General features: G+C 60.8%; 23 protein-coding genes. 12 read left to right on the forward strand and 11 right to left on the reverse strand.

Features of this window, described 5'->3' with window-relative positions; genetic code table 11:
- Positions 1–97: 97 nt before the first annotated feature.
- On the forward strand, positions 98–316 hold the full coding sequence (locus E5E96_RS11475; RefSeq protein ID WP_017410628.1) for an alternative ribosome-rescue factor A: 219 nt from the start codon (positions 98–100) through the stop codon (positions 314–316).
- Between the two features lie 225 nt (positions 317–541).
- Here E5E96_RS11475 and hemW read toward each other — a convergent pair whose 3' ends face one another.
- Together hemW and E5E96_RS11485 are read right to left on the reverse strand one after the other, a co-directional pair.
- On the reverse strand, positions 542–1,687 hold the full coding sequence (hemW, locus tag E5E96_RS11480; RefSeq protein WP_171282188.1) for a radical SAM family heme chaperone HemW: 1,146 nt from the start codon (positions 1,685–1,687) through the stop codon (positions 542–544).
- 134 nt (positions 1,688–1,821) lie between these two features.
- The gene (locus tag E5E96_RS11485; protein WP_011704791.1) at positions 1,822–2,418 is read right to left on the reverse strand and encodes an XTP/dITP diphosphatase; all 597 of its coding nucleotides are present in this window, start codon (positions 2,416–2,418) and stop codon (positions 1,822–1,824) included.
- Positions 2,419–2,640: 222 nt separating this feature from the next.
- On the opposite strand from E5E96_RS11485, the gene E5E96_RS11490 reads away from it, so the two are divergent.
- From E5E96_RS11490 to E5E96_RS11500, 3 genes are all read left to right on the forward strand, one after another.
- Complete coding sequence (locus E5E96_RS11490) at positions 2,641–3,804, forward strand: multidrug effflux MFS transporter (protein WP_024946189.1); 1,164 nt, start codon at positions 2,641–2,643, stop codon at positions 3,802–3,804.
- A 108-nt stretch (positions 3,805–3,912) separates the two neighbouring features.
- Positions 3,913–4,962 carry an oxidoreductase gene (locus E5E96_RS11495; protein ID WP_171282189.1) on the forward strand — a complete coding sequence of 350 codons (1,050 nt, stop codon included), beginning with the start codon at positions 3,913–3,915 and terminating at the stop codon, positions 4,960–4,962.
- A 309-nt stretch (positions 4,963–5,271) separates the two neighbouring features.
- A complete protein-coding gene (locus E5E96_RS11500) occupies positions 5,272–5,517 on the forward strand; it encodes a hypothetical protein (RefSeq protein WP_005309486.1) in 246 nt (81 codons plus the stop codon).
- Positions 5,518–5,618: 101 nt separating this feature from the next.
- On the opposite strand, the gene rimJ is transcribed toward E5E96_RS11500, so the two are convergent.
- Together rimJ and E5E96_RS11510 are read right to left on the reverse strand one after the other, a co-directional pair.
- A complete protein-coding gene (rimJ, locus tag E5E96_RS11505; RefSeq protein WP_024946191.1) occupies positions 5,619–6,170 on the reverse strand; it encodes a ribosomal protein S5-alanine N-acetyltransferase in 552 nt (183 codons plus the stop codon).
- The gene (locus E5E96_RS11510) at positions 6,170–6,724 is read right to left on the reverse strand and encodes a GNAT family N-acetyltransferase (RefSeq protein ID WP_017410624.1); all 555 of its coding nucleotides are present in this window, start codon (positions 6,722–6,724) and stop codon (positions 6,170–6,172) included. Before E5E96_RS11510 ends, rimJ begins: the two co-directional genes overlap by 1 nt.
- A 351-nt stretch (positions 6,725–7,075) precedes the next feature.
- Here E5E96_RS11510 and E5E96_RS11515 point away from each other — a divergent pair, with 351 nt between their 5' ends.
- Complete coding sequence (locus tag E5E96_RS11515; RefSeq protein ID WP_171282190.1) at positions 7,076–8,845, forward strand: M4 family metallopeptidase; 1,770 nt, start codon at positions 7,076–7,078, stop codon at positions 8,843–8,845.
- A 52-nt stretch (positions 8,846–8,897) separates the two neighbouring features.
- Here E5E96_RS11515 and E5E96_RS11520 read toward each other — a convergent pair whose 3' ends face one another.
- The gene (locus tag E5E96_RS11520) at positions 8,898–9,797 is read right to left on the reverse strand and encodes a LysR family transcriptional regulator (RefSeq protein WP_024946193.1); all 900 of its coding nucleotides are present in this window, start codon (positions 9,795–9,797) and stop codon (positions 8,898–8,900) included.
- Between the two features lie 208 nt (positions 9,798–10,005).
- Between E5E96_RS11520 and mdtH the strand changes: the two genes are divergently transcribed.
- Positions 10,006–11,199: a multidrug efflux MFS transporter MdtH gene (gene mdtH, locus E5E96_RS11525; RefSeq protein ID WP_011704798.1), complete on the forward strand. Its 1,194-nt coding sequence runs from the start codon at positions 10,006–10,008 to the stop codon at positions 11,197–11,199.
- A gap of 64 nt (positions 11,200–11,263) precedes the next feature.
- Here mdtH and E5E96_RS11530 read toward each other — a convergent pair whose 3' ends face one another.
- The 3 genes from E5E96_RS11530 to aspA all read right to left on the reverse strand — a co-directional run bounded on the left by E5E96_RS11530 (position 11,264) and on the right by aspA (position 15,445).
- Entirely contained in the window at positions 11,264–12,355 is a 1,092-nt protein-coding gene (locus E5E96_RS11530) for a porin (RefSeq protein WP_016349559.1), read from the reverse strand.
- 200 nt (positions 12,356–12,555) lie between these two features.
- Positions 12,556–13,875 carry an anaerobic C4-dicarboxylate transporter gene (locus E5E96_RS11535; RefSeq protein ID WP_011704800.1) on the reverse strand — a complete coding sequence of 440 codons (1,320 nt, stop codon included), beginning with the start codon at positions 13,873–13,875 and terminating at the stop codon, positions 12,556–12,558.
- A 127-nt stretch (positions 13,876–14,002) separates the two neighbouring features.
- On the reverse strand, positions 14,003–15,445 hold the full coding sequence (aspA, locus tag E5E96_RS11540) for an aspartate ammonia-lyase (protein ID WP_016349560.1): 1,443 nt from the start codon (positions 15,443–15,445) through the stop codon (positions 14,003–14,005).
- A gap of 449 nt (positions 15,446–15,894) precedes the next feature.
- On the opposite strand from aspA, the gene E5E96_RS11545 reads away from it, so the two are divergent.
- The gene (locus tag E5E96_RS11545; protein ID WP_024946196.1) at positions 15,895–16,371 is read left to right on the forward strand and encodes an FxsA family protein; all 477 of its coding nucleotides are present in this window, start codon (positions 15,895–15,897) and stop codon (positions 16,369–16,371) included.
- 23 nt (positions 16,372–16,394) lie between these two features.
- Here the strand turns inward: E5E96_RS11545 and E5E96_RS11550 are convergent, their stop codons facing one another.
- Positions 16,395–17,795 (reverse strand): MATE family efflux transporter, encoded by a 1,401-nt coding sequence (locus E5E96_RS11550; RefSeq protein WP_171282191.1) that lies wholly within the window; start codon positions 17,793–17,795, stop codon positions 16,395–16,397.
- Between the two features lie 182 nt (positions 17,796–17,977).
- On the opposite strand from E5E96_RS11550, the gene E5E96_RS11555 reads away from it, so the two are divergent.
- The 5 genes from E5E96_RS11555 (at position 17,978) to E5E96_RS11575 (ending at position 22,742) form a co-directional block, all read left to right on the forward strand.
- Positions 17,978–18,271, forward strand: a complete 294-nt coding sequence (locus E5E96_RS11555) for a co-chaperone GroES (protein ID WP_005309514.1) — start codon at positions 17,978–17,980, stop codon at positions 18,269–18,271.
- Between the two features lie 41 nt (positions 18,272–18,312).
- The gene (gene groL / locus E5E96_RS11560) at positions 18,313–19,947 is read left to right on the forward strand and encodes a chaperonin GroEL (protein ID WP_011704804.1); all 1,635 of its coding nucleotides are present in this window, start codon (positions 18,313–18,315) and stop codon (positions 19,945–19,947) included.
- 95 nt (positions 19,948–20,042) lie between these two features.
- A complete protein-coding gene (locus E5E96_RS11565) occupies positions 20,043–20,540 on the forward strand; it encodes a hypothetical protein (protein ID WP_016349563.1) in 498 nt (165 codons plus the stop codon).
- Positions 20,541–20,563: 23 nt separating this feature from the next.
- Positions 20,564–22,495, forward strand: a complete 1,932-nt coding sequence (locus tag E5E96_RS11570) for a bifunctional diguanylate cyclase/phosphodiesterase (RefSeq protein ID WP_017410616.1) — start codon at positions 20,564–20,566, stop codon at positions 22,493–22,495.
- A gap of 58 nt (positions 22,496–22,553) precedes the next feature.
- Positions 22,554–22,742, forward strand: a complete 189-nt coding sequence (locus E5E96_RS11575) for a hypothetical protein (protein ID WP_073348952.1) — start codon at positions 22,554–22,556, stop codon at positions 22,740–22,742.
- Positions 22,743–22,815: 73 nt separating this feature from the next.
- Here the strand turns inward: E5E96_RS11575 and rluA are convergent, their stop codons facing one another.
- Positions 22,816–23,472: a bifunctional tRNA pseudouridine(32) synthase/23S rRNA pseudouridine(746) synthase RluA gene (gene rluA, locus E5E96_RS11580; protein ID WP_011704807.1), complete on the reverse strand. Its 657-nt coding sequence runs from the start codon at positions 23,470–23,472 to the stop codon at positions 22,816–22,818.
- A gap of 109 nt (positions 23,473–23,581) precedes the next feature.
- Positions 23,582–26,449 carry an RNA polymerase-associated protein RapA gene (gene rapA, locus E5E96_RS11585; protein ID WP_024946199.1) on the reverse strand — a complete coding sequence of 956 codons (2,868 nt, stop codon included), beginning with the start codon at positions 26,447–26,449 and terminating at the stop codon, positions 23,582–23,584.
- Between the last annotated feature and the right edge of the window lie 387 nt (positions 26,450–26,836).

Consider the following 26,836-nt stretch of genomic DNA (forward strand, 5'->3'; position numbering starts at 1 on the left):
GGGAGAGGCGCACAATCGGCACGTTTTTTCGCCGCCAGTCCCGGAACTGTGGTGGCTGGCGCGATGGGCAAACACACAACTGCATCAAGGAGCCGATATGGCCAAGAAGAAGGTGACCCGGGTCACCACCGAGCCCGCCTGCGAACATCAGCGCGGCATCATTCAGGACAACCACCTCAAGGCACTGGTGACCTCTCCCCTGTTCCAGGCCCGGGTCGAACCGAGCAAGAAAGGCAAGGGCAGCTATCAGCGCAAGGCCAAGCACGGCAAGCGGTGGGAGCCCGGTCAACAGCAGATGGTACGCGTCTGCTGCTGAGCGGGTTCCTGCTTTGGAACCTGTCCACGATCTTGCTGCGAGGCCGTGATCAAGGCTCATGTGCTGCTCGGAATCCTCATGTGTACTTACACACTCCGGTTCCTGCGCTGCTCTTCACCTTGCTGACAGCCTCTCGCGACAGACCGTGAACAGGTTCTTGGAACCAAAACAAGCGGGGCGCTCATGGCGCCCCGCTTGTGTTTCATCTGGTGAAAGGCGGTTACCTCACTCGTCCATAAAGAGCTCGAGCAGCACGTTGAGATAGCGATGGCCGAGGGACGTGAGCTGCCAGCTGTCGCCGAGATCTTCGATCAGCTCCTTGCTCTGGGCGATGGTCAGCATGGTCTCTACCCGCTCCAGCGGCAGCCCGGTGTAGGCCTTGAACTCCGCCTTGGGGGCCGGTTCAAACAATCTGAACCGGTTCATGAAGTACTCGAGCGGCAGATCGTCCGCACTCACTTGCCACTGTTCGTCCAGATAGGGGCGGCTCGGGTCCAGATAACCTTTCGGGTGCTTCACCTTGGCGGTGCGCAGGATCTGCTGGTTGGCGAGATCCGTCACCTTGCCGTGGGCGCCGCAGCCGATCCCCAGATAGTCGCCGAAGCGCCAGTAGTTGAGGTTGTGGCGACACTGGTAGCCCGCCTTGGCATAGGCCGAGATCTCGTACTGCTGATAGCCGTGGGCGGTGAGCATGGCGTGGCCCTGCTCGTAGATGTCCCACAGGGTGTCATCCTCCGGCAGGGTGGGCGGCTTGGAGGCAAACGCCGTGTTCGGCTCTATGGTGAGCTGATACCAGGAGAGGTGCGGCGGCGCGCAGTCGATGGCCTGCTGCAGATCCGAGAGTGCGTCCGCCAGGCTCTGATCCGGCAGGCCGTGCATCAGATCCAGGTTGAAGGTGGGCAGTTTGATGGCGTGAGCCAGTGCGGCGGCCTTGCGCGCCTCTTCCGGGCCGTGAATGCGGCCGAGCCGGGTCAGCTTCTCCTGCTGGAAACTCTGCACCCCGATGGAGATGCGGTTGATGCCGGCCCGCTGGAAGCCGGCGAACTTGTCCGCCTCCACCGTGCCCGGGTTGGCCTCCATGGTGATCTCGCAGTCCGCGGTGAGTTCGATGCGCGCACGCACCCCGTCCAGCAGCGCCTGCATGGCCTCCACGGAGAGCAGACTCGGCGTGCCGCCACCGATGAAGATGGAGGAGAGGGGGCGCCCCTGGGCCCAGTGCAGGTCTTGCTCCAGATCCTCCAGCAGGGCGGCCACGTACTCGAGGTGGGGCAGCTCCCCCTTCTGGGCATGGGAGTTGAAGTCGCAGTAGGGGCACTTCTGGACACACCAGGGCACGTGGATATAGAGGGAGAGGGGCGGCAGTTGCAGCATGGGGTTTCCAGTATTCAAAAAATCATCAGGGGTCGGGTTGCCCTTGTCGTCGATGACAACGGGCCGGGGCGCCGCGAACGAAACGGGGGCCGACGGCCCCCATTGTAGATGACAACGCGGCGGGAGACAGCGCTTTAGTTGACCGCCGCCAGGGCCGCTTTCAGCTTGGCCAGCGCCTGGCCGCGATGGCTGAGCTGGTTCTTGAGCTCGGCCGGCATCTGGGCCGAGGTGCAGTCGTGATCGGGCACGAAGAACACAGGGTCATAGCCGAAGCCGTGCTGGCCGCGCGGCTCGTCGATGATCATCCCTTCCCAGCTGGCCTGGCAGATGATGGGGGTGGGATCGTCGGCGTGGCGCATGTAAACCAGCACGCACCAGAAACGGGCGCTCTTGAGATACTCGGGGGCGCCTTTCAGCTCGCCCAGCAGCTTGTCGATGTTGTCCTTGTCGCTGGCACCTTCACCGGCAAAGCGGGCGGAGTAGACGCCGGGACGGCCGTGCAGCAGATCCACTTCCAGGCCGGAGTCGTCGGCAACCGCCGGCAGGCCGGTGATGCGGGCGGCGTGGCGGGCCTTGATGATGGCATTCTCGACGAAGGTGGTGCCGGTTTCTTCGGCATCGGAGACCGCAAACTCGCTCTGTGGGATCACCTGGATCTTCATATCGGCCAGCATGGCGGCCAATTCCTTCACCTTTTTCTGGTTCCCTGTTGCCAGGACAAGCTTGTTCATCGAGCACCTCCGCAAAAATAATCTGCGCATTCTATGCGGGGCTGGCGCCCAGGAAAAGCGCCAATTGCCCTGGATCACCCTCGCCGGGGCCAGACCAAGATGTGGATAAAATGAATGTTTCCTGAATGGAATAACAGAAGTGATTAAATACCATTTCAATTCATTACTGTGAGCCAGTAGACTCGCGCCCCAATCTATTTTCCCCATGCCACGAGGTGACTGATGCCATTGATTCTTTTGCTTGTCCTACTGGTGCTGTTCAGTCCGCTGGCCATCGACATCTACCTGCCCGCCATTCCGCAGATGGCCGAGCAGCTGGGGGCCGAGGTGACCCTGATGCAGGGCACCATCACCTGGTTCCTGTTCAGCATGGGACTGGGACAACTGCTGGTGGGGCCGCTGGCCGATCGCTACGGCCGCAAGCCCATCGCCCTTGGCGGTGTGCTGCTCTACGGTCTGAGCGCCCTGGGTGCCGGCTTTGCCGCGAGCCTGGGTGAGCTGATGCTGGCGCGGGTGCTGCAGGGTTTTGGCGCCTGTGCCACCTCGGTGGCTGCCTTCTCGGTGGTGCGTGACAGCTACGGCCCCAAGAAGAGCGGTCAGATGATCTCCTACCTGAACGGTGCCATCTGCTTTATTCCGGCGCTGGCCCCCTTGCTCGGTGGCTGGCTCACCGCCAAGGCGGGCTGGTCGGCCAACTTCTGGTTCATGGCCGGTTATGCGGTCATCGTCGGTAGCTGGCTGCTGTGGCGGATGCCGGAGACCCGTCCGGAAGAGACCAGCAGCAGCGGCCCGCTCATCAGCTGGTCGCGCTACAGCCCGGTGCTGCGCTCCCCGAGCTTCCTGTTCAACGCGACGCTGTGCATGCTGGCGATGGCGGTGATCCTGGCCTATGTCACTGCGGCGCCTGTGCAGCTGATGGTGAAGCTGGGGCTGGACATGAGCGGCTTCAGCTACTGGTTCACCGCCAACGCGGCACTCAACATCCTGGCCTGCTTCCTGGCGCCCCGTTTCATCGCCAGAGTGGGGCCAAGACGCACCCTGCGCATCGGCCTGCTGGTGCTGCTGCTCTCCGCCATCGCCTTGACCCTGGCCATGCACATCGAGCATCCGCTGGCCATGATGGGCCCGGTATTCCTCTCCAGCATCGGCTTTGCCATGATCCTGGGCGCGGCCGCCGGCATGGCGCTGGCACCGTTCGGCCACTGCGCCGGCACCGCCGCCGCCCTGCTCGGTCTGTTCCAGATGAGCGGCTCCGGTGCGCTGGTGGGCTTCATCGGCGTGCTGATGCACGATCCGCTCAGCCAGCTGGCGCTGCACATGTGGCTGCTGCTGCCCCCCCTGCTGATGCTGATGACCCGCCAGGGCCGGCGCTTGTGTTTGCAATAAATCCTGTGCTCTGATGGGCACACTCAGGGGGCCTTGGGCCCCCTTCTCTATTTGGCAGGCAAGGGTTTGCCTGCGCCCCGTGACACAGCTACCCGTGGAGAAAACCGGATGAGCCACACAATCAATGCCGCCCTGGTGGGCTACGGCTTTGCAGGCCAAACCTTTCACGCCCCGTTTCTGACCAGCACGCCCGGGCTCTCCCTCGGCTGGGTGGTGAGCCGCGATGCCGCCAAGGTGCAGAGCGAGCTGCCCGGTTGCCGGGTCGGTTCGCTGGCCGAGGTACTGGCGGACCCGTCGGTCGACCTGGTGGTGATCGCCACACCCAACGACACCCATGCCCCCATCGCCCGTGAGGCCCTGCTGGCCGGCAAGCACGTGGTGATCGACAAGCCGTTCGCCCTGGATCTGGCCGAGGCGAAGGCGCTGGTCGAGCTGGCGGAGAAGCAGCAGCGGCTGCTCAGCATCTTCCACAACCGGCGCTGGGACGGTGACTTTCTCACCGTACGCCGCCTGCTGGCGGAGGGGGCGCTCGGTCAGGTTGCCCAGTTCGAATCCCACTTCGATCGCTATCGTCCCGAGGTGCGCCAGCGCTGGCGCGAGGCGGGCGGTCCGGGTTCCGGCCTCTGGTTCGATCTCGGCCCCCACATCCTCGATCAGTCGCTCCAGCTGTTCGGTCAGCCGGACTGGCTGCAGGCGGATCTGGCCCAGCAGCGCCCCGGTGCCCTGGCGGATGACTACTTCCACGTGGTGCTCGGCTATGGCGAGATGCGGGTCGTGCTGCACGGCAGCTGCCTGGTGTCGGCCACCATGCCGCGTTTCGTCATCCACGGCAGCGAGGGCTCCTTCATCAAGTTCGGCATGGATGTGCAGGAGGAGCAGCTCAAGCTAGGCAAGCGGCCGCCGGCGGCAGACTGGGGAGTGGACAACGAACCCGGCCAGCTCAGCCGGATCCGCGACGGTCAGCTGCAGCAGCAGAGCGTGGCCGGCGAGGCGGGGGACTACGGCGCCTACTATCGCGGTGTCTGCGCCGCCATCCGTGGGGAGGGGGCGAACCCGGTGCCGGCCGGCGAGGCGCTGGCGGTGATGGCGCTGCTGGACCTGGCCCGCGACAGCGCCCGCGAGGGGAAACGACTGGCTTGTCAGATCCTGTCTGATTGAGGCGCAGTCCGCGCGTGGTTGCTGGCACAATGCAATAGCCGTTTATTGCCAGCAACCACGGGGCCTGTGGCGTTTTATTGTACAAAGCTGCGCCGTTTACAGTGTTTTGTATTAATGTTTGTCGTTGTAGTAGTTCTTTTCATCCAGCCAACGAGAAAATATCATTGTGATACTCGTTTTCATTGGGCGCGTATGGGGATATATTTCGCGCGCCTCTTGGCTCCCGGTATATGGGTTTTTCACCGGGTGAAAGGACGCACTGTGATGGTTGTACCAACCATCTCTCCATATTTTTCTGAGGGTATGCACATGAACAAAGTACTGGTAGCCGGTATCCTGGGTCTGATGTTGACCGCTTGTGGTCAGAAAGAAGAAGCCGCCGCTCCGGCCGCTACTCCGGCCGCCGACGTTGCTGCAACTGTTGAGAAAGCCGCTAGCGAAGCCACCTCTACCGTAGAGAAGGCCGCTTCCGAAGCGACTGCAACCGTTGAGAAGGCTGCCGCTGACGTAGCCACCAAGGCAGAAGCCGCAGTGAGCGATGCCAAGGCCAACTAAGCCTGCACCTCATCTGAAGAACGGGCCCGAAGGCAACTTCGGGCCCGTTTTTTATGCCCGTTCCCCGCCTTTGACGGGATCCTCGCCGGCAAGAGAATCGACTAGAGCGCCGGGTTGAGGCGCGCGGTGAGGATATGATCCTCCCAGCGGCCGTTGATCATCAGGTAGTCTTTGGCGTACCCCTCCCGCTCGAAGCCGAGCCGCTCGAGCAGGGCGCCGCTGCGCAGATTCGACGGCATGTAGCCGGCCATGATGCGATGCAGGCCATGTTCCCGGAACAGGTAGTCGATGCCGGCCTCGACGATCTCCTGCATCAGCCCCTGCCCCTGGTGAGCCTGGTCGATGGCGTAACCCAGATGGCAGGCCTTGAAGGCGCCCATCAGGATGTTGGTGAAGTTGCAGGTGGCGATCACCTGCTCACCATGGGGATCGAGTGCCACCAGATGCACCCCGCTGCCATTGAAAAACTGGCCATAGCTGTCGCGCAGCCGGCCGTGCCAGTGGCTCAGGGTGTAGAAGCTCTCGTCCCGGCTGGGCTCCCAGGGGGCGAGGTGGGCGCGGTTGCGCAGATAGAAATCCAGCATCAGATCGGCCCGTTCGGGGGGCAGTATGGTGAGCTGGCAGCGGGCCGTGCACAGGTGTGGCAGCGCCATCAGTGATCCCTCTGCCTGAGCCACTCATCGCGCAGCAGGCTGTAGTGAACGTGATCCACGATACGGTCGGCCAGCCGCTCGGCACGGCGGGTGATCCCCTCCTGCTGCATGCCGAGGCGCTCGCAGACGGCCCGGCTGGGCTCGTTGTCGGTGGCGGCGCTGATCTCCACCTTCTCCATCCCCATCTCCTCGAAGGCGTGATGGATCAGGGCCTGGCAGGCGCGGGTGATGATGCCGTTGCCCTGCCAGCGCTCGGCCAGCCAGTAGCCGATGCTGACCTTGGCCAGCGCTCGGTCGATCTGGTTGTAGCCGATGACGCCGACCACTTCTCCCTGATACTCGATGGCGGTGGTCAGCCCCTCGCCGCGGGCAAACTTCTCGATGGCGTGGCGGATGAAGGTGGCGCTGTCGGCGGGCTGCTGAATGTAGGGCGGCCAGGGCAGCCACTGGGTCAGGTAGTCGCGGTTCTCCCGACACAGGGCAAAGAGTTCACTGGCCATGTCGGGCTGCAGGAACAGCAGCGCCAGCTCGTCGTCCAGTTGCCATGAAAACATCCGTACCTCCCCTCCAGTCAGGGCCCGAAGCGGGCCGCCAAACCGCCAATGTAGCCAATCAACCCCTTGTACGCCAAGGGTTTTCCATCTGTTCTTGCGCCCCGCCATCCCCATATGGAGGGGCGATTGGTGGCGGCCAGAAAGCGCCTGGCCATTGTTCGGCTTTTTTTGGTGTTATTCGCCATTTTGATCTTTTCTCACGCTACCAAACAGGGGCAACAGCAGATCCTGCTATGGGTTTGTGCTGCTCTGTCACATATGACAGGCAGCAATCTTGAACGTGCCAACTAGTGTAGGAGCGCCGGGCAACGGACCCGACGTGTAATCTTCATCGACTTAAGGAAAAGACGGATGAACAAAGTCTATTTGGCCGTGGTATTGGCCTGCTGGGGAAGCGCAGCGCTGGCTGCAGAACAGGTGGATGTGCATCAGGTCGCGGGCATTCAGGGAGCGCCGAGCGGCGCTGCCGGGGTAAGCGCGCTGGCAGGGGATGGCGAGTTTCGTCAGGTGCGGGCGGTCAAGCTGCCCAACGGTCAGCAGCGGGTGCGTTATGAGCAGACCTGGCACGGGATCCCGGTCTGGGGCCAGGTGCTGGTGGCCGAGCAGTCCCTCGGCGGGCAGATAAGCCAGGTCTCCGGCCAGATCCTGCGCCAGATCGATGCCGACGTGGCCAGTCCGACCGCCGCCCTGTCGCCGGCCGATGCCGCCAGCAAGGCGCGGGCCGGGGCCAAGGGCAGCAACGAGCGGGTCAAGCTGTTCGTGATGCAGGATGAGTCCGGTCAGGCCCGCCTGGTCTATCTGGTCTCCTGGTTGGCGGCGAGCGACGAGCCGAGCCGCCCCTTCGTGGTGATCGATGCCCAGAACGGCAGCGAGCTCAAGCGCTGGGAAGGGATCAACCACAAGGACGCCACCGGCCCAGGTGGCAACGTCAAGACCGGCAAGTATTTCTACGGCGCCGACTTCGGACCGCTGCTGGTGGACGACAACTGCCGGATGACCAGCCCGAACGTGGACACCCTCAACATGAATCACGCCACCACGGGCGGCGCCATTCATCAGTTCACCTGCCCGGAGAACACGGTCAAGGAGATCAACGGCGCCTACTCGCCGCTCAACGACGCCCACTACTTCGGCAACGTGGTGTTCGACATGTACCGCAACTGGTACAACACGGCGCCGTTGACCTTCAAGCTGAAGATGCGGGTGCACTACAGCCGCAACTACGAGAATGCCTTCTGGGACGGCAGCCAGATGACCTTCGGTGACGGCGCCACCACCTTCTATCCGCTGGTGAGCCTGGACGTGGCGGCCCACGAGGTGAGCCACGGCTTTACCGAGCAGAACTCCGGGCTGGTCTACTCCGGTCAGTCGGGCGGCATCAACGAGGCCTTCTCCGACATGGCGGGGGAAGCGGCCGAGAACTTCATGAAGGGCAGCAACGACTGGCTGGTGGGCGCCCAGATCTTCAAGGGCAACGGCTCGCTGCGCTACTTCGAGGATCCGACCCGGGACGGCAGCTCCATCGGCCATGCCAGCGACTACTACGATGGCATCGACGTACACCACAGCTCAGGTGTCTACAACCGCGCCTTCTACCTGCTGGCCAACACCAGCGGCTGGAACACCCGCAAGGCCTTCGAAGTGTTCGTGCTGGCCAACCGCCTCTACTGGGGCGCCAACACCACCTTCGATCAGGGCGCTTGCGGGGTGACCAAGGCCGCCACCGATCTGGGCTACAGCGTGACCGACGTGGCGGCAGCCTTTACCACTGTGGGGGTCAATGCCTCCTGTGGCGGTACCACGCCGCAGCCGGGTAGCGTGCTGCAAAACGGGGTGCCGGTGAGCGGTCTCTCCGCTGCCAAGGGTGGCAAGCTGAACTTCACCATCGACGTGCCGGCCGGCAAGAGCCAGCTGGTGATCGCCAGCAGCGGCGGTACCGGCGATGCAGACCTCTATGTGAAGTTCGGCAGCGTGCCGACCAGCAGCAGCTATGATTGCCGCCCGTACAAGAGTGGCAACGCCGAGACCTGCACCCTGAACTCGCCCAAGGCGGGGACCTGGAACGTGCAGCTGAGCGCCTACAGCGCCTTCTCGGGGGTGATCCTCAAGGCCAGTTACTGAGCCTGAGCCACTGCAAATAGATAGGGAGCGCCGGACTTGTCCGGCGCTTTTTTTATGCGGATTTACCCGCCCAGCGCCGGGCCAGGGTACGGGCGGCCTCCAGTACCCGCTCCTTGGCGGGATTGGGCCGTTTGCCGCTGCGCCAGGCCATCATCACATCCCAGTGATCCGGCGGCAGATCCACCACGTCCAGCTGCACCAGCCGGCCGAACTCCAGATCCCTAGCGATGGCGAGCGCCGGCATCAGGGTGATGAAGCCGTGCTCCAGCGCCAGCTCCCGCGCCGCGCTGGCGGGCTGGATGGCGTGCAGCGGGCTTGCCACCTGGCGCAGCAGGCGCAACTGCAGGATCAGCTCGTCGCAGCCGGTGCCCCACTGCTGGGGGGCCAGCCGTTCGTTGGCGATGTCCTGCAGGGTCAGGCCCTGCCGCCCGGCCAGCGGATGGGTGGCGCAGGCCACCGCTATGATGGGGGAGCGATAGAGCAGCTCGAGCTGGATGCCGGCGATGGCCGGACACTTGAGGATGAAGCCGACGTCGGTCTCGCCGGTCAGCAGCTCCTGCATGATGATGCCGGAGTGATCCGTGTTGCAGCGGATCTCGAAGGTCTCGTCGACCAGTGCCAGCAGCAGGGGGCCGAATACCACGGTCGTCAGGGAGGGCAGGCAGGCCAGCCGGATGCGCGGTAGCGCCGGCGCTCCCTGCATCGCCAGGCGACCCCCTTCCAGCGCGCTCAGTGCCGCACTCGCGGCCGGCAGAAACTGCTCGCAGGCCGGGGTGGGGGTGGCGCCGCGCCGATGTCGGCGAAACAGGGGCTGGCCCAGATCCTGTTCCAGCACGGCGATCCGCTGGCTCACCATGGGTTGTGACCAGCCGCGCACGGCGGCCGCCTTGCTGAAGCTGCCGCGATTGACCACATCCAGCAGCAATTGCAGATCGTCGAGGGTCATAGCCATAACATAATCCAATATAAAATATAGCCAGTTGTCGGCTACCACTATATCTGGCGTCCTTCCAGAATAGCAGTATCAATCGTTGTGCTTTGGCATATTGCCATATCGGTTCAGGGGCTTGTTGCACCTTGAGCCCGTTTGGTGACGGCGTCATTCGGGCGATGAGACGAATTAATCGGCATGTCATCAGAAAAGCAGGGGACGGGTAGTCATGGTGGAGCGGGCGAGGCGGTTGGGGCGGTGGTTTTTGGCGTTGGATTCCCTGTTGGTGATCCTGGGGTTCTTCGTGGTGATGCCCATGATCAGCCTGCGCTTCGTGGATCAACTCGGCTGGGCGGCCGGGGTGGTGGGGCTGGCGCTGGGATTGCGCCAGCTGACCCAGCAGGGGCTGGGCATTTTGGGTGGCTCGCTGGCGGACAAGTTCGGCGCGCGGCCGCTCATCGTGGGCGGCATGCTGCTGCGGGCGGCGGGATTTGCCAGCCTGGCCTATGCCCAGAGCGGGCTGGAGCTGATCCTCTCCTGCGTCATCTCGGGACTGGGAGGCTGTCTGTTCGATCCACCCCGCGCCGCACTGGTGATCAAATTCACCCGGCCCCGTCAGCGGGGGCGCTACATCTCGTTGCTGATGATGCTGGAGAGCGCCGGCGCCGTGGTGGGGGCCCTGCTCGGCAGCTGGCTGCTCAACTTCGACTTCGAATATGTCTGCCTGCTGGGGGCCGGCCTGTTTGTCTGCGCCGCCCTGTGCAACCTGCTGATCCTGCCTGCCTACAAGCTCTCGGTGCGGCCGACCCCGATCCGCGCCGGTCTCGGCCAGGTGCTGGCGGACAAGGCGTTCTGCCGGCTGGTGCTGATCCTGAGCGGCTACTACGCTCTCTGGGTCCAGGTGATGCTGATCTTCCCCATCCTGGTCAAGCAGATGGCAGGCACCACCACAGCGGTGGGCTGGATGTATACCCTGGAGACAGCCATCTCGCTGGCGCTGCTCTATCCGCTGGCGCGCTATGGCGAGCGCCACTTCAAGCTGGAGAGCCGCTTGATGGCCGGGGTGCTGCTGATGACCACGGGCATCGGGCTGGTGGCGTTTGCCAACACTCTGCCTGCGGTGTTCATGCTGCTGGCCTGCTTCTATCTGGGGATCGTCATCGCCGAACCGGCGCGGGAGACGCTGATGACCAAGCTCGCGCAGCCGGGGGCACGTGGCAGCTACATGGGCTTCAGCCGGCTGGGGCTGGCGCTGGGGGGCATGACGGGTTACGTGGGGGGCGGTGCGCTGCATGACTACGCCATGCTGCAAGGCCAGCCCTGGTTACCCTGGCTGGTGCTGGGCACGGTCGGGGTGACGACGCTGTTGCTGCTGGTGAACTGCTTTCACCGCGAGCCGAGTCTGGCGCGGGTCAACATCTGACGGGCAATAAAAAACCGGCCGCTGGGCGGCCGGTAAAAAATACAGTAGGCAATTCAGGGAAGACTTAGAAGTTGTACTGCAGGGCCACGGCGACCACGTCGTCGGTGTTCTTGCCCAGCGAGTTGGTGTGGGTACCGTTGACGTTGTCCAGCAGGTTGATCTTGTAATCAACGTAGGCGTTGAAGTTGTCGGTGAAGTTGTACCAGGCACCGATGGAAACGTACTCGGTGGCGGTGTCATCGATGCCGCGAGCGTTGTCCTTCACGTCGGTACGCAGGTAGGCCAGGGACGGCTTGAACTTGCCGAAGGCGTACTGGGCGACGGCTTCGTAGCCATCCATCTTCTCGGCGTAGCCGTTGAAGGTGCTGACGTACATGTGGTCTTCACCGTGGGAGTAGGTGGCAGCCAGGTAGAGGTCGCCGACGGCGTACTTGGCACCGACACCGTACAGCTTGGCGTCGCGGTCACCACCGAAGGCGGCGTTGGCGGCCTGCTCGTCGGTCTTGCCAGCCTGGTTGTAGGCGGTACCCAGGCTCAGGCCCATGTCGAAGTCATAGTTGGCGGACACGGCGAAGCCTTCAGCGGAACCCTTCGGATTCCAGGTGCTGTTGGTGCCAGTCAGATTGGAGCGATCGGCGTTCTGCGGATCGTTGTTGCCGGTGAACTGGGCACCCAGGGTCAGGCCCTGATAGGTGTAGATGTACTGGGCCAGGCCGTTGGTACGACCGGTACCGAATATTTCGGTGTCTTTGCCCAGACCGTCACCACCCCACTCTGGCAGCACGTCGGTGTAGTTGTTCACGGCTTTGGTGAACAGACCATCCTGACGGCCGTAGCTGAAGGCACCGAAACGATCGTGCTTGATGCCGGCGTAGGCATAACGCAGCTCGTCGTTGTCGGAGCCGGAGACCGGCAGGTTGTATTCAGCGAAGCCGAACGCGGTCAGCTCGTTGTCGATCTTGGTTTCGCCGGCAACATGCAGACGCAGGTAGCTCTGGTCACCTTCAGAACCGTTGTCATCAGTGCCGTAGTACATGCCTTGAGCGCGACCACCGATGTCGAGTTTGGTGTCGTTCTGGTTGTAGACGGTAGCGGCTTGCGCACCACCGGCCAGCAGCACGCTGGAGATGGCCATGGTCAATGCTGTCTTTTTCATTGTTCGTTCCTCTGGTGTAAACACTGTCGGACCTGTGCTCGGCCCTGTTGATCGGTTTCTGTTCCGATGCCCCAGAGTAGATCTGCGAACCTTGATAGAAACTGAAGCGCACAAGGATTAATTAATGATTTGACCTGAAAAGCAGGCATAAAAAACGGCCCTGACAGGGCCGTTTGCGTATTTGTGGAATTAAATGCTGGTTAGAGCATCATGCCACCGAAGAAGAAGCCCAGCGCCACGGCGATGGCGATGGTGGCAACGCCCGGTACGAAGAAGGGGTGATTGAATACCGCCTTGCCGATACGGGTAGAGCCGGTGTCATCCATTTCGACCGCGGCCAGCAGGGTCGGGTAGGTCGGCAGCACGAACAGGGCGCTCACGGCGGCGAAGGAGGCGATGGCGGTCAGCGGGCTGACACCCAGTGCCAGAGCGGCCGGCATCAGGGCCTTGGTGGTGGCGCCTTGTGAGTAGAGCAGCATGGCGGCGAAGAACAGCACCACGGCCAGCAGCCAGGAGTACTGGTTGAGCAGGTCGCCAGCGATCAGCTGGATGGTGTCCATGTTGCCTTTCACGAAGACGTTGCCCAGCCAGGCCACGCCCAGCACGCAGATACAGGCGGACATGCCGGACTTGAAGGTCGGCATGTTGGTGACCTGGGTGGCGTCCAGCTTGCAGACCAGGGTCATGATGGTGGCCGCGGCCAGCATGATGCCCATGATGGCGCCATCACGGGGGATCGGCGGGTTGGCGATCAGGCCCACTTTACCGGAGATGGCGGTGGCGTAGGCCATCACGGCCACGATGGCGGCGATGAAGATCCAGACCGACACCTTGGCGTAAGGCTTGAGCTCCAGCTTGGTGGTGCCGCGCAGCTTGATCAGCCCCTTGGCCTTGCGCTCCAGGTAGACTTCGTCCTGGTCGAGCGGCTTGCCCAGCATGTTGGCGACGAAGGCTCCGAGGATGCAGGCGATGAAGGTGGAGGGGATGCAGATGGCCAGCAGGGTCAGGTAATCCACGCCAAACGGCTCAAGCATGCCGGAGAAGGCAACCACGGCCGCGGAGATGGGCGAGGCGGTGATGGCGATCTGGGAGGCGATGACGGCGATGGAGAGCGGACGGGACGGACGAATGCCCTGTTCCTTGGCCACTTCGGCGATCACCGGCAGGGTGGAGAAGGCGGTGTGACCGGTACCGGCCAGCATGGTCATCAGATAGGTGACGACCGGCGCGGCGAAGGTGATGTATTTGGGGTTCTTGCGCAGGGCTTTCTCGGCCAGGGAGACCAGATAGTCCATGCCACCGGCCAGTTGCATACAGGCAATGGCACAGATGACGGACGCGATGATCATGATCACGTCCCAGGGGATGTAGGTGACCAGCTGGTCGCTGGGAATTGGCATCCCCAGACCCCAGGTCAGTACCAGTACCCCCAAACCACCGGCAAAGCCGATGCCGATGCTGCCTATCCGGGCCCCCAGATAGATAGCGGCGAGCACGACAAGTAACTCGATTCCAATCATAGCGAACACTCCATTTTCCAGTTTTTTTAGGTTTTATTTGGCAGAAAAGCCAATTCCCGATGGGGCTGGGCAAGACCTATCGGGAACTGACTTTATGGGCCGGGATAAACCCGGCCCATTTGCTCGCTTATACGGTGGCTTCGCGGGTATAACGCTTGGCTTTGTATTGCGGGTTCATCAGGTTCTCGATGGAGAGAATTTCATCCAGCTGCTCGGCGGTCAGCAGGCCGCGCTCCAGCACGACTTCACGGACGTTCTTGCCGGTCTGGGCACAGATCTTGCCGACGATGTCGCCTTCGTGGTGGCCGATGAAGGGGTTCAGGTAGGTCACGATGCCGATGGAGTTCAGCACGTGGTTCATGCAGATTTCCGGGTTGGCGGTGATGCCTTCCACGCACTTCTCGCGCAGGGAGATGCAGGCTTTTTCCATCAGGCTCAGGGATTCGAACATCGCCTGACCGATCACCGGCTCCATGACGTTCAGCTGCAGCTGACCGGCTTCGGCGGCGAAGGTGATGGTGACGTCGTTGCCGAATACCTTGAAGCAGGACTGGTTGACCACTTCCGGAATGACCGGGTTGACCTTGGCCGGCATGATGGAGGAGCCAGCCTGCATTTCCGGCAGGTTGATTTCCTTCAGGGCAGTGCGCGGGCCGGAGGAGAGCAGACGCAGGTCGTTACAGATCTTGGACATCTTCATGGCCAGGCGCTTGATGGCGCCGTGCAGCATCACGTAGGCGCCGCAGTCGGAGGTCGCTTCGATCAGATCTTCCGCCGGAACATAGGCACGACCGGTGATCTCGGCCAGGCGCTTGATGGCCAGGGCTGAGTACTCGGGCGGGGTGTTCAGGCCGGTACCGATGGCGGTGGCGCCCAGGTTCACTTCCAGCAGCAGCTCCTGGCAACGCTTGATGGATTTGATCTCTTCGCGCAGGGTCACGGCGAAGGCGTGGAACTCCTGACCCAGGGTCATCGGCACCGCATCTTGCAGCTGGGTACGACCCATCTTCAGGATGCCCTTGAACTCGGCGGCCTTGGCATCGAAGGCGGCGATCAGTGCTTCCAGTGCGTGCAGGGTGGTGTCGGTGCTGTTGACCACGGCCACGCGGAAACCGGTGGGGTAGGCATCGTTGGTGGACTGGCACTTGTTGACGTGGTCATTGGGGTTGATGACGTCGTAACGGCCCTTGGCCAGACCCATGATTTCGAGGGCGATGTTGGCCAGTACTTCGTTGGTGTTCATGTTGACGGAGGTGCCGGCACCACCCTGGTAAACGTCGACCGGGAACTGGTCGAAGCATTTGCCGGTGTTCAGCATCAGGTCGCAGGCTTCTACGATCTTGTCAGCAATTTCAGGACGGATGGTACCCAGTTCGCCGTTCGCCAGGGCGGCGGCCTTCTTGGTCAGTACCATGCCGCGGACGAATTCCGGAACGTCAGAAATCTTCTGAGTGCTGATCTTGAAGTTCTCAACGGCGCGCAGGGTATGCACACCGTAGTAGAGATCGTTGGAAACTTCTTTGGTGCCCAGCAGGTCTTCTTCAATGCGGACGTTCTTGATGTCGCTCATTGTAATGCCTCAGAAATCAGATAAATGGAAACGATCCTCACCGAGTGGTCGCGAGTTCCTTACGCACGGTTCATCCTGAAGCACCACACATCGAGTGGGGCGGTTGGGGGCTTTTTTGCTCCCTTAATTACTGGCGTCGATATTACCCCAATTGAGGTATCTGATATTAGACCTGGATCACTAAATTTGAGACAACCTCAAATAACTTGTGGTCATTAAACAGATATTGCAATCAACCGATTTACTTTGACAGAACAATGACTTCAATCACAGTCTGGCAAGCCGGTTTTTCTGTGGATCCGGCGCCTCGTCACCCTGTGGACTTGAAAAATGCGCGTCACCCCCCATTTTAATCAACAGGAACCGATACCATGGCGGGTTGGCAACGGCATCAGCGGTTGTCGCACTTTGCCAGCGGTTCATTCACATTCATCCGCACTGAGGTTGTTATGGGCAAGTTGTTTCTATTGTTGGTCGGTCTGGTGGTGCTTGAGCTCACCGTAATGATCGAAGTCGGCTCCGTGATCGGTGCCTTGCCGACCGTCGGCTTGCTCATTCTGACGGCGGTGCTGGGCTCCTCGCTGGTGCGCAGCGAAGGGATCAAGACCCTGTTCAACGCGCAGCAGAAGATGCAGCAGGGGGAGATGCCGGGACGTGAGGTGATGGGGGGCATGATGCTGGCGCTGGCCGGTCTGCTGCTGATCATCCCGGGTTTCGTGACCGACTTCTTCGGCATCCTGCTGCTGCAGCCCTGGCTGCGCAACAAGCTGGCCGACAAGCTGATCGGCAGCAACCAGTTCAAGATGCAGATGGGCGGTTTTCAGGCCCGTCAGCAGCCGTTCGACGAGGTGCCGGGCAATGACCAGCCGGGTCAGGCTCCGCGCAGCGGCACTACCATCGAAGGGGAGTTCGAGCGCAAGGAGTAACTGCTGCGCTTACTTTCCTGCCATCAGGGCCTGCCCTGATGGCACAACTGCTCGAAGCGGTGGCGGGCATACCACCAGGCCAGGATGCCCGCCGCCAGATTGGCCACGAGAATTCCCAGATAGATCCCCTGCTCCCCTCCCAGTTTCGCCCCCAGCCAAGCCCCTGGCAGCAAGAAGACAAACAGCCGCAACCCGTTGAACAGGAAAGAGACGCTGGAAGCTCTCACGCCATTCAAGGCGGACGCAAGCAGCATCACCATCCCCTGAAAGCCGTAACCGATGGGCACTAGGTGCAGATAGAGCACGATGAGGCGCACCACCTGCGGATGACTGCTGAACAGCTCGGCGATGAAAGGGGCCAGCAGCCAGGTCAGTGCGTATACCGCCAGCTGGAACAGCAGGGCAAAGCGCATGCAAAACTGCAGCGCCGCCTTGGCACGGGCCGGGTTGCCCGCCCCGCAGTTTTGCGAGATGAAGGGGGCCAGCACGGAGGAGAGCGCCATCATCACGATAAGCAGCAGGGCTTCCACTCTCGATGCGGCGCCGTAGGCAGCCACCACTTCCGTTCCCAGCCCGGCGAAGATGGTCATCAGCACGGCGTTGGCCAGCGGATTGAGCATGTTGGTAAAGGAGGCGGGCACCGCCACGTGCAGCAGGGCGCGCCAGTGGGCCAGCAACTGCGGACGCGGGGAGAGGCGCCAGCGCAGCAGTCCTTCACGGTGGCGCAATATATAGAGGCTGACCAGCATGGCCATCAGCCAGGAGAGGGAGGTGGCGATGGCGGCGCCGCGGATCCCCCAAGCGGGGAAGGGGCCTATGCCGAAGATGAGCAGGGGATCCAGCACGCCGTTGACCAGCCCGGCCACCGTCATCACCAGGCTGGGGGTCTTGGTATCGCCGGTGGCCCGGATGGCGGCATTGCCCACCATGGGCAGCACCAGCATGGGGACGGTCAGATACCAGATCAGCATGTAGTCGTAGATGAGGGCGATCAGCTCATCGCTGGCGCCGAGCAACCGGAACAGCGGGTGTATGGTCAGCGCCCCCGCCAGGGCGATGAGGGCGACCAGCAGCACGGCCAGAAACAGGTTGTCGGTGGTGATGCGGGCGGCTTCATCATGCTTGCCCTGGCCGAGCGCATGACCCATCACCGCAGAGAGGCCGGCCCCCAGCCCCATCGCCAGCGAGGTGACCACGAAGGTGACCGGAAAGGTGAAGCTGATGGCGGCCAGTGCTTGGGTGCCCAGCATGCCGATGAAGAAGGTGTCGACCAGGTTGAAGGCGAGAATGGCGACGATGCCGAGGATCATCGGGCCCGTCATGCGCAGCAATACGGACGTCATGGGGGCAGTCAGCAGGGGATTGGGTCGGGTCACGGGCTTGTCTCTGTACGTCTGGCGGAGTTCTGGCTGCGGGCAGCACAAACCGGTTTCCTGACCGGGACTTCGGGAGATCCATCGAAGACGTTCATAGTACGTGAAAATATTTTTTTTGTATTTGCCCTTGAAGGGTTAACAAACGTGCCCCACATCGGAGACATATCTAATTTGGCCAGGAATGGCCATTCCTCAAAGCAACACAGAGACTCATTTTGGGAGAGTTATCGATGAAAATTCGTCCACTGCACGACCGCGTCATCATCAAGCGCATCGAAGCTGAAGCCAAATCCGCTGGCGGCATTGTCTTGACTGGTACTGCGGCCCAGAAGTCCACCCGTGGTGAAGTTCTTGCCGTGGGGACTGGCCGAATTCTGGATAATGGCGATGTCAAAGCCCTCGCCGTCAAGGTTGGTGACAAGGTGATCTTCAACGAAGGCTACGGTGTGAAGACCGAGAAGCTGGATGGTCAGGACGTTCTGATCCTGTCTGAAACCGACATCCTGGCGATTGTCGAAGAGTAATCCACCCTTTCCCCCTGCGAATTGATTGAAGGATTGAAGAAATGGCAGCTAAAGAAGTCAAGTTTGGCAACGAAGCACGCAGCAAGATGCTGGAAGGCGTAAACATCCTGGCCGATGCCGTCAAGGTGACCCTGGGCCCGAAAGGCCGCAACGTGGTACTGGACAAGTCCTTCGGCGCACCGACCATCACCAAGGACGGCGTCTCCGTTGCCCGTGAAATCGAGCTGGAAGACAAGTTCATGAACATGGGCGCCCAGATGGTCAAGGAAGTTGCTTCCAAGGCCAACGACGCCGCCGGTGACGGTACCACTACCGCTACCGTACTGGCTCAAGCCATCGTCAACGAAGGCCTGAAGGCCGTTGCCGCCGGCATGAACCCGATGGATCTGAAGCGCGGTATCGACAAGGCCGTAGTGGCCGCCGTTGCCGAGCTGCAAGCGCTGTCCCAGCCGTGTGCCGACAACAATGCCATCGCTCAGGTCGGCACCATCTCCGCCAACTCCGACGAGAAAGTCGGCAAGCTGATTGCCGAAGCCATGGACAAGGTAGGTCGTGACGGCGTGATCACCGTTGAAGACGGTCAGGGTCTGGACGACGAGCTGGCCGTGGTAGAAGGCATGCAGTTCGACCGTGGCTACCTCTCCCCGTACTTCGTCAACAAGCCGGAAACCGGTGCCGTTGAGCTGGACGATCCCTTCATCCTGCTGGTCGACAAGAAAGTCTCCAACATCCGTGAAATGCTGCCGGTGCTGGAAGGCGTAGCCAAAGCGGGCAAGCCGCTGATCATCGTGGCCGAAGACGTAGAAGGCGAAGCGCTGGCGACCCTGGTGGTCAACACCATGCGTGGCATCGTGAAAGTCGCTGCCGTCAAGGCACCTGGCTTCGGTGACCGTCGCAAAGCCATGCTGCAGGATATCGCCATCCTGACCGGTGGTACCGTGATCTCCGAAGAAGTGGGCATGGAGCTGGAAAAAGCGACCCTGGAAGACCTGGGCCGTGCCAAGCGCATCGTCATCACCAAAGAGAACACCACCATCATCGATGGCGTGGGTGATGCATCCCTGATCGAGAGCCGTGTGGCCCAGATCCGTCAGCAGATCGAAGAGACCTCTTCCGATTACGACCGTGAGAAGCTGCAAGAGCGCGTAGCCAAACTGGCTGGCGGTGTTGCGGTGATCAAGGTTGGCGCTGCCACCGAAGTTGAGATGAAAGAGAAGAAAGCCCGGGTTGACGACGCCCTGCACGCGACTCGCGCCGCAGTAGAAGAGGGTGTGGTTGCCGGTGGTGGTGTTGCGCTGGTACGCGTGGCCGCCAAACTGGCCGGCCTGCGTGGCGACAACGAAGATCAGAACGTGGGTATCAAGGTCGCTCTGCGCGCCATGGAAGCCCCGCTGCGCCAGATCGTCATCAACGCCGGTGAAGAGGCCTCCGTCATCGCCAACGCGGTGAAGAACGGTGAAGGTAACTTCGGTTACAACGCCTACACCGAACAGTACGGTGACATGCTGGCCATGGGTATCCTGGATCCGACCAAGGTGACCCGTTCAGCCCTGCAGTTCGCCTCTTCCATCGCCGGCCTGATGATCACCACCGAGTGCATGATCTCCGAGCTGCCGAAGAAAGATGCCCCTGCCATGCCTGACATGGGCGGCATGGGCGGCATGGGCATGATGTAATTCAGCCCTGGTTACCAAACGGCTCGCTATTGCGGGCCGTTTTTTTTATGGCGACTAAACTGAGTCTATTGTCAGTGACTTAATCAGAGGTGAGTATGCGTGTACTGGGTTTGATTCCATTACTGTTTTCTCTGGCCATGCCGGTGATGGCACTTGAGGCGCCACAGGGGCCCGTCATTTTGAAGGTGACCGGCAATGTGCTGCCGGCCGAAGCGACGGAGGGGGTGGTCTCCTTCGATCTCGCCATGCTCAAGGCCCTGCCGCAGCATGAGATAGTGACCAGCAATCCCTGGGTCGACAAACCGCACAAATATGTGGGACCCAAGCTGGCGGATGTCTTGGCTGCCGTCGGTGCGGATGGCAAGGCGATCACCTTGACGGCCTTGAACAGTTTTCAGATCAGGATCAACTGGGATAAGGTCAGGCAATACGACCCGATTCTGGCCTGGCAAGATGACGGGGTCACCATGCGGGTACGGAATAAGGGACCGCTTTGGTTTATCCTACCGCTGGATCAGTATCCTGAGCTGAAACGCTCGGAGTTTACCGACATGATGATTTGGCAACTGAATGCCATTGATATTCAGCATTGATGTAGTGGCTTGCAGGAGTACGAGTGAAAGCAAAGACCAAGGCGTGGCCTTTACTCATCGTTCTTTACCTATCCATCCTGTTGTTTACGGGAAGCACTCTCTATTGCCTCGCGCAGATACAGAATGCGACCCGAGTGATGGAGAGGTATACCTATGACGTCTCCTGGGCCCTGATGCAGTTGCAACTGGAGTTGGGGCGCTTCCTCAACTCCGTCGAGATCTACCATTATGGCGGCATCGATCACGATACCCTGATGCTGCGCTACGACATCCTGTGGAGCCGTACCCCCATCCTGCTCAGTGGCCAGTTGCGTCAGAGCATGAAGGACAAGCAGAAGACCTTGCGGCTGGTGCAGCTGATCGAAAGCAACATTCGCGAGATGGAGCCCAATATCACCAATCTGAAGGCGGGGACACCCGATTATCAGCAGATATTGATGCGCCTGGTTCCTCTGCAGGAGCCACTCTCCTATTCTCTCGCCTCCGTGATGCAGAAGAACATCAACGTCTATTCAGGCAATGACAAACGCTTTGGCCAGCTGCGCAATGCGCTGCTGTTCATGGTCTCAGGGCTGGTGTTGTCGGTGATGCTGCTGAGTGGTCTGTTGATCCGCGAGGCCCGCCGCCATTTCAGGGCGGCACGGATCGACCCCCTGACCGGGCTCTCTAACCGGTTGGCCTTGCTGGAGAAAATGGAGTCCTACGCCACCAAGGAGACGCCGTTTGGCCTGGTGCTGGTGGACATCAACGATTTTCGCGACATCAACAGCAAGTTCGGCTACAACACCGGTGATTTCCTGTTGCAGGAGCTGGCAAAGCGAATGCGCAGTTTGTGTGAAAACGGTGAGTGGGTGGCCCGGCTGGGCGGCGATCAGTTTGCCATGATCCAGCGTGAAAGCAGTGACCTGCGCCAGGTAAGGGAGCTGGTGGCCCGCCTGCTGCATGCGCTTAAGCAGGACATCATCATCGACAACTACCCGTTCCGCCTGGAGGTGGGTATCGGCATCGCCTTCTTCCCGATGGACAGCAAGCAGACTCAAGAGCTGCTCAGTCGGGCCGAGCAGGCCTTGTTTCACAGCCGCAAGACCCATGTGCCATACGTCATCTACGACAACTCGTTGCTTAATGAAACGGCGCGTCGCAAGCATTTGGCAAGCGACATGATCATGGCGCTCGAGCACAATGCACTCGAGCTCTATTACCAGCCCATCGTCAACCTCGAGAGTGGCCGCTGCGAAGCGGTGGAAGCCTTGCTGCGCTGGCGTCACCCTGAATTGGGCTTCATTCCACCCAACGAGGTGATCCAGGTCGCCGAAGAGTTCCAGCTGGCCGAGAAGCTGGGCAGCTGGGTATTGAACACGGCCTGTGAGCAGCTCTATCAGTGGCAGCAACTGGGTTTGGTTGATCTGCAGATGTGCGTGAATATCTCGCCCGGCATGTATCAGCGCAATCTGTTGAAGCTGGTTGCCAAGGCCTTGATGGACCACCATATTCCGGCCGCCAGTCTGGTGCTGGAGGTGACGGAAGACACCACTATGCGCGAGGTGAAAAACTCCCTGCAACTGATGCAGGACCTCAATCAGCAGGGGGTACAGCTGGCACTGGATGATTTTGGTACCGGCTACTCCTCGCTCAGCTATCTGCAGAAGCTGCCGGTCAGCAAGGTTAAGATCGATCGCTCCTTCATCCAGGGGATCGATACGTCCATTGAGGCATCCGAGCTGGTCGCCAACATCTGCCGGATGGGTTCCATGCTGGGCAAGAGTCTGGTGTGTGAAGGGATAGAAACTCAGGCGCAACTCGACGTGTTGCGCACCCTCACTGATATTCATCTCTATGGTCAGGGCTATCTGTTCAGCCGTCCAGAACAGGCAGAGAAGGTTTATCAAACCTTGCTGGAGATGGAAGAGGAGTGGCTGGAGCGACGCCAACCCGACAAGGCGTATTTAATTTAGCCAAAATGGCTCATGCTTGGTCCAAGATGGCCGATAGTCTTAAAGCAGGAGGTACACCATGGATATATCTAGTTCTGCATCTGCGTCATTTGGTTCTGCATTGATGACGGCCAGCCTGGCCAAGAAACAACAGACCCAAGAAGGTGAATCTGCATTGAAACTGCTGCAAACAGCAGCTCAATCAGCACCGGTTGCACCGACATCGGCCAACGCTTCTTTGGGAAGTAACATCGATATTCGCGTCTGACCCTAACGAAAAAGCCCCCATCCAGTCGATGGGGGCTTTTTTATGTCTGCGATATGGTGATGTCTATCTTGGTTCAGACCGGAAAAGGGGCTGGCGCCTCGAAGGTCATCCGCTCGCCGCTGCGGGGGTGGCTGATGGTCAGACTGGCCGCATGCAGGTAAAGATGGGGGGCCGCCGCCAGTGCATCCGGATGGGCGTAGAGGTTGTCACCCAGAATGGGGTGCCCCAGCTCCAGCATGTGGACGCGCAGCTGGTGCGAGCGACCCGTGATGGGGGTCAGCTTGATCAGGCTGTTGCCGTTCTCTACCTTCAATTTTTCCCACAGGGTCAGAGCGTGACGCCCCTCCTCGTGGTCAACCTTCTGTTTCGGCCGGTTGGGCCAGTCGACGCAGAGCGGCAGGTCGACCTGACCCGACGCTGCCTCCGGTTCGCCCCACACCCAGGCGAGGTAGTGTTTCTCGGTTTCCCGCTCGCGAAATTGCCGACTCAGCTCCCGATGGGAATTGGGATTGAGGGGAATGACAATGACGCCAGTGGTGGACATGTCGAGCCGATGAGCCGCCGCCGCCTTGGGATGCTGCTGCTTTACCCGATGCAGGACGCTGTCTTCATTCTCGGGGCCGCGCCCGGGCACGCTCAGCAGGCCAGTGGGCTTGTTGACCACCATGATGTCCTTGTCCTTGAACAGGATATCGAGCCAAGGCTCCAGAGGCGGTGAGTATTCAAACATAAATGTCTCGCATCAGAAGGTGGGGGCAAGCCCCCATCAGTTATGAGTAACCACAATCATAAAGGGCATGTCATCCAGCATGAGCCGGTCATGTCTCTTCAGTATCGCGTCAGTTATGGGTGACCACGATAAAGCGGATGGCATCCAGCTTGAGTTGGGTCTGATCGATCAGGTGGTGCAATTCTGCCTGCAGATTGCGCAGATAATCCAGTTCGCTGTCGCGCACGTTCGGGTTGACCGCCTTGAGCGCTTCCAGCCTGTCCAGATCCTGCTGCAGGGTCTGCGCCATCTGGGCGCGGGCCTTGTCGACAATCCCGCCTTTCAGCTCTTCGGCAATGGCCTGGCCCTTGCCAATCAGACCGTGGATCACCGGTTGGGAGGCGGTGACCAGCTTGCTGCCGAGGTGGCGATTGACCGGGGTCAGCTGGCGGTTGAAGGCATCGAACGCCACTTTTTCACCCAGATTCTGGCCGTTCTTGTCCATCAGCAGACGGATCGGCGTCGGCGGCATGAAGCGATAGAGCTGGGGATGGGCTGCAGACTCGGCAACAAAGATCAGCTCAAGCAGGATGGAGCCGATGGGCAGCGCCTTGTTTTTGAGCAGTGCGACCGAGGTAGCACCAATTTCGGAGCCCAGGATCAGGTCGATACCGCCGCGCATCATGGGGTGATCCCAGGAGAGCAGCGCCATGTCATCTCGCGACAGGGCGGTGTTGCGATCGAAGGTGATGGTCATGCCATCTTGCGGCAGGCCCGGGAAGCTGGAGACCAGCATGTGATCCCCCGGAGTCAGCACCAGCGCGTTCTCGCCACGGTCATCTTGATTGACGCCGATCTCGTCGAACATCTTGAGGGCGAAGGAGATCATGCCGGTGTCGTCATCTTCGGCGGCCAGCTTGTCGACCAGCTGCTGGGCAGCGGCGCCACCGCTGGAGTGGATCTCGAGCAGGCGATCGCGACCCTGTTCCAGCCGGGCCTTGAGCGGCTCGTGCAGTTCGCGGGTCTTGACCAGCAGGGCATCGAGGGGTTCCTGATCGCCGGTATTGGCGGCCAGCAGCTCGAACAGCTCTTCACGTACCGCTTCGAATACCGGGCGGGCAGTCGGGCAGGTCTGCTCGAATGCATCCAGACCATCGTGATACCAGAGCTGCAGGGCGCGCTGGGAGGTGCCCTCCAGATAGGGAACGTGGATCTCGACGGTATTCTGCTGACCGATACGATCCAGGCGACCGATGCGCTGTTCCAGCAGATCCGGATTGAGGGGCAGATCGAACAGCACCAGATGACTGGCAAACTGGAAGTTGCGACCCTCTGAGCCGATCTCGGAGCAGAGCAACACCTGAGCGCCCCCCTCTTGTTGGGCGAAATAGGCGGAGGCCTTGTCCCGCTCGAGGATGGACATCCCTTCGTGGAACACGGCTCCACGGATCCCTTCACGGGTACGCAGCGCCTCTTCCAGCGCGATGGCGGTGGCCGCTTCGGAGCAGATCACCAGCACCTTCTGCTGGCGGGCAGAGAGCAGCAGTTCCAGCAACCATTCGACACGCGGGTCGAACTGAGTCCAGGTAGCGTTGTCGCCTTCGAATTGCTGGAAGATCTTCTCGGGATAGAGGTAGCGCAGGGCGCGGGTCTGCAGATCGCCACCGTTGCCACCCATCATGCCCATCACCTTGATGGCGGTCTTGTACTGCTCTGGCAGCGGCATGGGGTAGACGTTGAGGTGACGCTCCGGAAAGCCCTGAATATTGGCGCGGCTGTTACGGAACAGCACCCGGCCGGTGCCGTGCTGATCCAGCAGTTTGGTGACCGCCTGCTGACGGGCGGCGGCATCGCTCAGATCCAGCCCTTCAAGCTGGCTGACGAGGATCTGTCTGGCTTCATCGCTCAGAGTCTCGCCTTCCAGCAGTTCTTGCGCGGCGCTGGCGACCTGACCGTAGGCTTGCTCCTCGGCGAGGAAGGCGTCGTAGTCGTAGAAACGCTCCGGGTCGAGCAGGCGCAGACGGGCAAAGTGGCTCTGGTGGCCCAGCTGATCCGGGGTGGCGGTCAGCAGCAGTACGCCCGGCACTTGTTCGGCCAGCGCTTCCACCATTTCGTAGGCGCGGCTCGGCGCTTCCTCACTCCACTCCAGATGATGGGCTTCGTCGACAACCAGCAGATCCCACTCGGCTTCCAGCACCTGTTCGAAGCGACGACGCTTCTTGCGCAGGAAGTCGAGGCTGCAGATCACCAGCTGTTCGGTCTCGAAGGGATTCTCCGCATCGGCGAACGCCTCGATGCAGCGCTCCTCGTCAAACAGGGAGAAGTGCAGGTTGAAGCGGCGCAGCATTTCAACCAGCCACTGGTGCTGGAGAGTCTCGGGCAGCAGGATCAGCACCCGATGGGCGCGGCCGGAGAGCAGCTGCTGGTGAATGATCATGCCCGCTTCGATGGTCTTGCCCAGACCCACCTCATCGGCCAGCAATACGCGCGGGGCGTAGCGGTGACCCACTTCATGGGCGATATAGAGCTGGTGCGGGATCAAGCTGACCCGGCCACCGGCCAGACCGCGAGTCGGGTTGCGGCGACGCTGGTGCTGGTTGATCAACGCCTCGTAGCGCAGGGTAAAGCGGGACATCCGGTCAATCTGGCCGGCGAACAGGCGATCCTGCGGCTTGTTGAACTTGATGAAGTTGTTGAGAAACACTTCCTTGAGGGCAACGGGCTCATCATTGTCGGTGCGCACACCCACATATATAAGCAGGCCGTCTTTCTCCTGCACTTCTTCGACCGTCATGGTCCAGTCTTCGTGACTGGCTATCTGATCGCCCACATTGAAGCTGACCCGGGTTACCGGCGCCTCTTCTTTGGCATACATGCGGTTTTCACCGGTAGCCGGAAACAACAGGGTAACCATGCGTCCTTCAACAGCAACGACAGTCCCCAACCCCAGATCCGTCTCTGTATCACTAATCCAACGCTGGCCAAGTGCAAAAGGCATTAAACTCTCCAAAGCCCAAGAGTGTGTGAATCGCAAAGGGGCGCTATGTTACCCGAAGGCGTGAGCGCGATCACCATGGATATAGAGGTGGCAGGCGTCATTCATCGGGTGGGGCGAACCGACGTGCTCACCTATGGCTAAAGATAGAGGGGTGTTGCTATATAAAGGCAGACTTGCTGAACAAGTCATCTATTTGGGTGATTGTTGAACGGTTGAACTGATTTCTCGAATTTAATTCGAAAACCCTCTTGCAAGCGTGATCCAGATCCCTATAATGCGCCTCCATCGACACGGCAAGCGGCAACGCAAACAGCCGGGTCGGTCGCCTCGAAAAGCCTTTGAAAATAAGGCTTGACTCGAGAAGGCGGTTGAGTAGAATGCCACTCC

It is taken from the genome of Aeromonas sp. 1805, assembly GCF_013085525.1.
Taxonomy (GTDB): Bacteria; Pseudomonadota; Gammaproteobacteria; order Enterobacterales; family Aeromonadaceae; genus Aeromonas; species Aeromonas hydrophila.

Excerpts from the sequence above, each read along its gene's own strand:
- groL (WP_011704804.1), top strand. The coding sequence starts at position 18,313 with ATGGCAGCTAAAGAAGTCAAGTTTGGCAACGAAGCACGCAGCAAGATG.
- mdtH (WP_011704798.1), top strand. The coding sequence starts at position 10,006 with ATGGTGGAGCGGGCGAGGCGGTTGGGGCGGTGGTTTTTGGCGTTGGAT.
- E5E96_RS11575 (WP_073348952.1), top strand. The coding sequence starts at position 22,554 with ATGGATATATCTAGTTCTGCATCTGCGTCATTTGGTTCTGCATTGATG.
- hemW (WP_171282188.1), bottom strand. The coding sequence starts at position 1,687 with ATGCTGCAACTGCCGCCCCTCTCCCTCTATATCCACGTGCCCTGGTGT.
- E5E96_RS11515 (WP_171282190.1), top strand. The coding sequence starts at position 7,076 with ATGAACAAAGTCTATTTGGCCGTGGTATTGGCCTGCTGGGGAAGCGCA.
- E5E96_RS11520 (WP_024946193.1), bottom strand. The coding sequence starts at position 9,797 with ATGGCTATGACCCTCGACGATCTGCAATTGCTGCTGGATGTGGTCAAT.
- E5E96_RS11485 (WP_011704791.1), bottom strand. The coding sequence starts at position 2,418 with ATGAACAAGCTTGTCCTGGCAACAGGGAACCAGAAAAAGGTGAAGGAA.
- rimJ (WP_024946191.1), bottom strand. The coding sequence starts at position 6,170 with ATGGCGCTGCCACACCTGTGCACGGCCCGCTGCCAGCTCACCATACTG.
- E5E96_RS11475 (WP_017410628.1), top strand. The coding sequence starts at position 98 with ATGGCCAAGAAGAAGGTGACCCGGGTCACCACCGAGCCCGCCTGCGAA.
- E5E96_RS11535 (WP_011704800.1), bottom strand. The coding sequence starts at position 13,875 with ATGATTGGAATCGAGTTACTTGTCGTGCTCGCCGCTATCTATCTGGGG.
- E5E96_RS11565 (WP_016349563.1), top strand. The coding sequence starts at position 20,043 with ATGCGTGTACTGGGTTTGATTCCATTACTGTTTTCTCTGGCCATGCCG.
- E5E96_RS11500 (WP_005309486.1), top strand. The coding sequence starts at position 5,272 with ATGAACAAAGTACTGGTAGCCGGTATCCTGGGTCTGATGTTGACCGCT.
- E5E96_RS11555 (WP_005309514.1), top strand. The coding sequence starts at position 17,978 with ATGAAAATTCGTCCACTGCACGACCGCGTCATCATCAAGCGCATCGAA.
- E5E96_RS11530 (WP_016349559.1), bottom strand. The coding sequence starts at position 12,355 with ATGAAAAAGACAGCATTGACCATGGCCATCTCCAGCGTGCTGCTGGCC.
- E5E96_RS11510 (WP_017410624.1), bottom strand. The coding sequence starts at position 6,724 with ATGTTTTCATGGCAACTGGACGACGAGCTGGCGCTGCTGTTCCTGCAG.
- rluA (WP_011704807.1), bottom strand. The coding sequence starts at position 23,472 with ATGTTTGAATACTCACCGCCTCTGGAGCCTTGGCTCGATATCCTGTTC.
- E5E96_RS11495 (WP_171282189.1), top strand. The coding sequence starts at position 3,913 with ATGAGCCACACAATCAATGCCGCCCTGGTGGGCTACGGCTTTGCAGGC.
- E5E96_RS11490 (WP_024946189.1), top strand. The coding sequence starts at position 2,641 with ATGCCATTGATTCTTTTGCTTGTCCTACTGGTGCTGTTCAGTCCGCTG.
- aspA (WP_016349560.1), bottom strand. The coding sequence starts at position 15,445 with ATGAGCGACATCAAGAACGTCCGCATTGAAGAAGACCTGCTGGGCACC.
- rapA (WP_024946199.1), bottom strand. The coding sequence starts at position 26,449 with ATGCCTTTTGCACTTGGCCAGCGTTGGATTAGTGATACAGAGACGGAT.
- E5E96_RS11545 (WP_024946196.1), top strand. The coding sequence starts at position 15,895 with ATGGGCAAGTTGTTTCTATTGTTGGTCGGTCTGGTGGTGCTTGAGCTC.